Below are 5,825 nucleotides of genomic sequence, written 5' to 3' on the forward strand. Positions count from 1 at the left end.
AGCTCAGTCCAAGCGCGGTGCTGCGAAGCGGCAAGATCGTTAATTTCTCCCAGCAAACGCTTAGTATTTTCAACTTCTCCCTCAACTAGTTGGCTAAGCTGGGCTTCACGGATGCGATTTCGATCTTGATCTTGGACCAATTTCTGTTCCAATACATCAAATTCAAAAGCCAATGATGAGTAATCACCGGGAACATACTTTACGACCGTGCCCCGATTGACAAGACTTTGCTCGGAAAACCTCGCACTAGAAGCGTCAGAATTAAATCTATGGCGATCGATCATCCAGTCGCCTACATCGCAAATATTACTTGACGAAGTTGCAAAACTAATTCCACTTGTCCAAGTTCTAAAAAAATTATGGAGTTTACCATAAGAATTATTGATAATAAGATGAGGTATTCTTAACAATAAACAAAGTATGTGCGCATGGAGGCGGTCAGTTATGACATTTTTACCCAAACCAAGTTTAATCATTCCGCGATCAAGTCGTGCCGAAGCTATATTTTTATAAGCCAACGCATTATCGAGAGCGGATGCATTTGACCTTAAGTATGAAGTCTGGACATCCAACTCGAAAAGCCAGTCAGTCCGATGTATACTGTCAAGTAAGTTAGAATACTTAAAGTAATCGACGTTAGACTCTTTGTCAGCTCGAAGAAGCGCTAGAAAAGTTAACGGCGCTGAAAATTTTCTATGCTGCTGGTTCAGATATAGAGCCATATCTGGACAAATGATTGCGTCAATTTTCAATATCTCCCGTGCGTGACGGAAGCTGATTTCATCGCGGACCAGCAAATGAAAATCTTTGTGAGAAGAAAAACATTTCGCTGCCCGCTGAGCTTTCTCGCAATCTGAAAAATGTATTGACTGTGGCAACTGAATTACGGTTCGATCAGGAAACATATTGATTACACGTTCTTTAAAAATCTGTGACTCGTACCAAATATCGCCCAGGCTCCCGCCACCGTTTAAAAAAATTGGCCCCGATGTCGTCGAAGCCAATTTGCCTGGATCGAAATTACCTGATGTACATACATAGGCAGGCGATCGTCCATAATGGGCTTCGAGACAACTCACACTTCCCAGCCATATCGCACTATCTCCAACGTTTGAATGATCAGGAAATTCCAATAAACTATAGCTCTCCGAACGGCTTACGAACTTTCCTACAATTTCGTCAATCAATGATCGCGACGATTTGAGGAGATTTTCAACCTCATCAAACCTAGAAAATTCGCTATCTAAAGACATGTTGCCTTCGACTACTATCGACAATGCAGCACACATCAGTTTAAAGATGCAGTTAAGCCTACCAGACCGATAGATCAAACTTTGACGGAAGAGGGAGCAATAAACCTTCCTTCACATTTTGCTTTCCTAACGATCCTTCTTGTTTGACCCTGATAACATGTACCCCTTCTGGCACGATCGCGTGCAGCGCACCGGCCCAGACCGTTTCTATATTCCATGCCCAGTCCTCAACCCCGAACCCCTTATTTCTATCGACAGAAAGGTATGGATTGGCTTGAAAAACTTCCTTTCTAGCAAAGGAATTTGCAGACCAGATGTTATTCAATAGTAATGCGCGAGGATCGAATCGTGGATCATCGGACGCCCAATGACGAAACCAAAAAGACTTGGATCGGTCATTTGGATAGTTTGTAGTGCTATGCGCCGAGAAGTCGTATTCATCAAAGTAAAAAAGGTATTCGGGATGCAATATTATAGTCTTGTCGCCAGATAGCTGTTTGTGGCGAGTTAATGCACGCACAATCCACTCTTCACCCCAAAGATCATCTCCGTCGAAAAAAGTCACAAAATTGCCTGTAGCTCTGTCGATGATCGCATTTCGAGACATTCCTAAATCACCGAACTCAACTTCAATTATATCATCGAACGCAACTTCGCAGTTTTGCACAATATGCTTGGTGATGTTATCAAACCGATCAAGAACAGCTATCGTCTCAATCTCAAGTCCGTTACTTCTAGCATAATCGATCATGCATTTTAGGCTTTTCAGCGCTGGAACTGCAAAATACCCTTCGCGGTGAAAAACGATTCCCGCAGTGATTTTCTCGTTAAACATGTAATATTGACCTTTTTACGTTCTCGTGATATACTGATAAAGAGTGACGTTCAATCACATCATTGTACGCCCCGTCTGTCATTTCTATTATTGCTTCTTCACTAAGCCGTATCATAGCACTTAGGCATGCATCAAATTTGGCCGCCATAGATTCTGTATTCTCATGCATCGCTACAAACATTAGACTTGTATCTTTAAATGTGTCTCTCAACCCGCCCACGTCAGTGGAAACAATTGGTATTGCATGCTGCGACATTTCCAAAATAGTATTGGGCATTCCTTCAAAAAGACTTGTGAAAATAAATGCCTCGTATTGCGAAAAATCCATAACGCTAATGTCAGACACGACGCCCTTGTAAGTGATGTTTAGTAAGTCCAGACCCAAAAGTCCGATTTGATCCGCGCCTGGGCCATAAATATCGAAATGATCATTCGGCCTCAATTTTGCCAAAGCTGATAAAATCGCTGTACCCTTGAACGCTTCAATGCGAGAATACCACGCCCATTTTTTTGGTCCCCGATCTTTAATTCGCTCCCTTTTGCGTCTTTCGATGCGTCTATCGAACTCACGGCGTTTTGCGATCTTGATTTGCGCAGGAAGAAGTACACAAGCGGTTTTTGAGATCAACGCGTAGCGATTATCTAGGGTTTCCCGCATCGGGTTGTTATCAGTTAGAGATGTGGCGAACGGAGAGGTTAGCCTTGGAAACATGACGCCATACGGCACTCCGAGGCCTCTCACTCCAAGACTAAAATACGCGCAGTAAATCTTGGAAAACTGTGATAAGCCTCTCCCATAGCTCGCGACGACATCGAGCCCGATGCGACTATTGATCACAACGATAAGGCTTGGTCTCAATGCGTTAAGCAACCGAGCGCAGGTCGTAACTGGATCAAACGAATTGCAGATATCCTTCCAGAAAACTACATTGGCTTTTTGTATAGGTTGCAGTATAGAAAGCTGTTTCCAAGATTGATCTTGACCGCCCTGTTCAGTAACAAGCACCGTGATCTCGGTTCCCCTTTCTTTGAGAAAAACACTTACAAGATCGGAGGCGTATTTTTCAGCACCTCCAGCTAGCAAGTAAGGTACAACCACAATTATCGAACTGAACCCGTCGAATGCCCCCAGCAAAGCATCCACGTCTACTCTGTCGCGATCCATAAGATCGGGACCATCAAACACTCTCATACTTGGCAGGGCATTTGCTCCGGCAGCGAAAACGCTGGGTTCAAAACCAGCCTGTTTAGCAACTTGATCCACAATGTGCCGAGGTATTATGTTGCGGCGTATCTCATAACTATTCCCTCGCCACCAAAGTATGACCCGAGATGAAACTTCTTCAGCTCGATTCAAGAGGCATGGTTTTATTACTAGATTTGAAGCTATACTACGGCCTTCATAGACACCGTGTTTGAGATAGTGCGAGACAGGATCGTGTCCAGAATTTCTTACATCTGCATACCGAGACACATACATTTCTAAATCTATGTTTTCTATAACAAAGCTTGCGAAATCCTCATCATCAGGAGCAAAGCCGTCGAGTTCATTGTAGAACTTTAAAATTCCATCGCATCGATGGAAAGCAACGACGCTTCGACCGCGCCATTTAAAGGATTTGTAATTCGATCCAACAGCAATACCGCGATCAGCCGCAAGTTGGACACGAAGAGTCGGGCTCAGCGGGCGTCTTTCCTGTAATCCATTCCCTAAAAAATGGATTACAGGATCTGCATGAGACGCTCTCACGTCGCCGTTCGTTCGTAAGTAAAAATTACGGTCGATATTCTTGACTATGAATCTAACGAATATCCTATCTTCCTCCTCAGCAACTTTAAATTGACTCAAAAGAGTTGATACTTCGTTCTCAAAATCCCGAACCTTAACAGTCCTGCCTTTCCATTGATGCAGACTCCAACTTCCGCTAGTGTCAACTTCTTCAATCTCATCGCCCTCGACGATGATATTTCCGCCCGTTTTGCGGCTCTCGTCAAATCCATATCGAAGCCAATGCAGGACTGGATCAATCCCACTGGCTCGGACGTCGCTGTTTTCTAATACGTATGATTTCCAATCTACAACAGACAGCACGTTCTCAATAAATATCTCATCGTCGAAGCTCAAGTTCCCCATTTGCTCTAACATTAAGGAAGTATTTACTGGCGACGTGCGCACTATTACCGCACGCCCCTTCCATTTAAATTTTTTCCAATCGAATGTATTATTCAAAACTGGAGCAGGATCGATCCGCACGACCACCCGGGGATTTAGGACACGATGCTCAAAAATACCGTGCTCTAACCAATGTATAGTAGGATTTATACCTTCTTGCCGAACATCGCCGTATCTATCGATGTAAAATTGGTCATCCACAAGCTGAATAATATAATTAACGAACTTGCGCTCGTCTGCAGTCAGCTTGATTTTATAATTTGTTAGCTTGGCGTCGTTGTTACTATGATGCTCACTGCGTTTGTGTTGTGGGCTCGCCTCCACCGTCTTTTGTTGTTTGACGGCGATATCGGTCCTAATTGGATACTGCGACATAAACTTGTAGACCCTTTCCAGTTAACTGGACCCATAGGTTCGTTATAAGTAATATTTTTGGCTACAACTTAGTTAAACTTCTGCATTGCAAAAAAAATCAATATATAATTAAGGGATGAATGAACATAAACTCATTTGCTAGACAAGTACTGTATTTGGGCGCGCCTTAATCATAAACCATGGCGGCATCTATTGATTAAATTTTTCTGCATTCAGATAACTCTTTGACGGAGAAGAAAACATGCGGCTGATAACATAGCTTGCTACCTGTGGTTAGTCTTTAGTTTTGACATCTATCATAGGGTGCGTGCCGTCATCAAGGGGGGCCAATGGCTTGCAGCTTGTGTGTCACTTCTAACCAAAGCTCTGGCTGGCTCCAAGTCGGAAAGTCGCCCAGCATCATAAGGGTCAATATAGACCGCGAGGATTGAAGGCTATATATGCACTCAGGCGCTAAATAACTTTCCGTGGAATGTTGCGATGAAAAAATTTCATGAGGTTTTATGAACAATTTTAGAACTTAAGATTGATCCATGGTCCACAGTCCTTATGCTGATAACTTTTTTAAAAATATTTGATGCGAGTTAACAGCCCGTTTTCGTAATTTTTAACTTATGGTGCAATCTTATGATGGGGATATGATGACAAGTGATGACACCTGGCATGATGGGCAAGCTGTTTTCGGATCACACAGCTTGCCTAGGTCGCAACGGCACGCCCGAACATCACTCACGGACCCTCTACAGATCGCATCAACAACTGTAGGACAGAACGTAGGAAAGGTCGGAGTTACGTTGTGTCCGGGCAAGAAGGGACGATCCGTCTTCGGTGCGCCATGGGATCGTGACCTGACGGCAGACGTCGAGGCCATTCGGGCTTGAGGAGCGTCATCCGTCCTAACGCTTATCGAACTCCATGAATTCGGGATGCTGCACGTTTGTGGCTTGCCGGATGCGGTCAGGGATGCTGGCCTTGTATGGCATCATGCTCCTATCCCTGATGTCTCTATTCCAGGGCCGGCTTTCAAAGGTGACCTGACCGGCTGGCTTTGGACCGGGCTGATTGAGCGGATCAGCGGGGACCAGAAGAGTTGGGGATGAAGCGAGGACACAGGCCAAGTGTGGAGCAGGTCGTGCTGAAGCTGCGCCAGATTGAGGTGCAGACAGCCCAGGGGAAAAGCATCGCCGTT

General features: G+C 44.5%; 3 protein-coding genes. All 3 read right to left on the minus strand.

Features of this window, described 5'->3' with window-relative positions; genetic code table 11:
* Window positions 1-1,253, minus strand: a 1,253-nt coding sequence (locus tag WYO_RS31290; RefSeq protein ID WP_007569365.1) for a polysaccharide pyruvyl transferase family protein, incomplete at its 3' end; no start/stop codon positions are given.
* Window positions 1,254-1,311: 58 nt separating this feature from the next.
* Entirely contained in the window at window positions 1,312-2,088 is a 777-nt protein-coding gene (locus WYO_RS31295) for a glycosyltransferase family A protein (RefSeq protein WP_007569367.1), read from the minus strand.
* Complete coding sequence (locus tag WYO_RS30380) at window positions 2,081-4,636, minus strand: glycosyltransferase (protein WP_007569369.1); 2,556 nt, start codon at window positions 4,634-4,636, stop codon at window positions 2,081-2,083. The genes WYO_RS31295 and WYO_RS30380 overlap by 8 nt, the downstream gene beginning before the upstream one ends.
* Window positions 4,637-5,825: the final 1,189 nt, after the last annotated feature.

Origin of the sequence: Methylobacterium sp. GXF4, assembly GCF_000272495.1 — a bacterium.
Taxonomy (GTDB): Bacteria; Pseudomonadota; Alphaproteobacteria; order Rhizobiales; family Beijerinckiaceae; genus Methylobacterium; species Methylobacterium brachiatum.

Bases quoted from the DNA above. Each gene is read 5' to 3' on its own strand.
- WYO_RS30380 (WP_007569369.1), bottom strand. From the start codon at position 4,636: ATGTCGCAGTATCCAATTAGGACCGATATCGCCGTCAAACAACAAAAG.
- WYO_RS31295 (WP_007569367.1), bottom strand. From the start codon at position 2,088: ATGTTTAACGAGAAAATCACTGCGGGAATCGTTTTTCACCGCGAAGGG.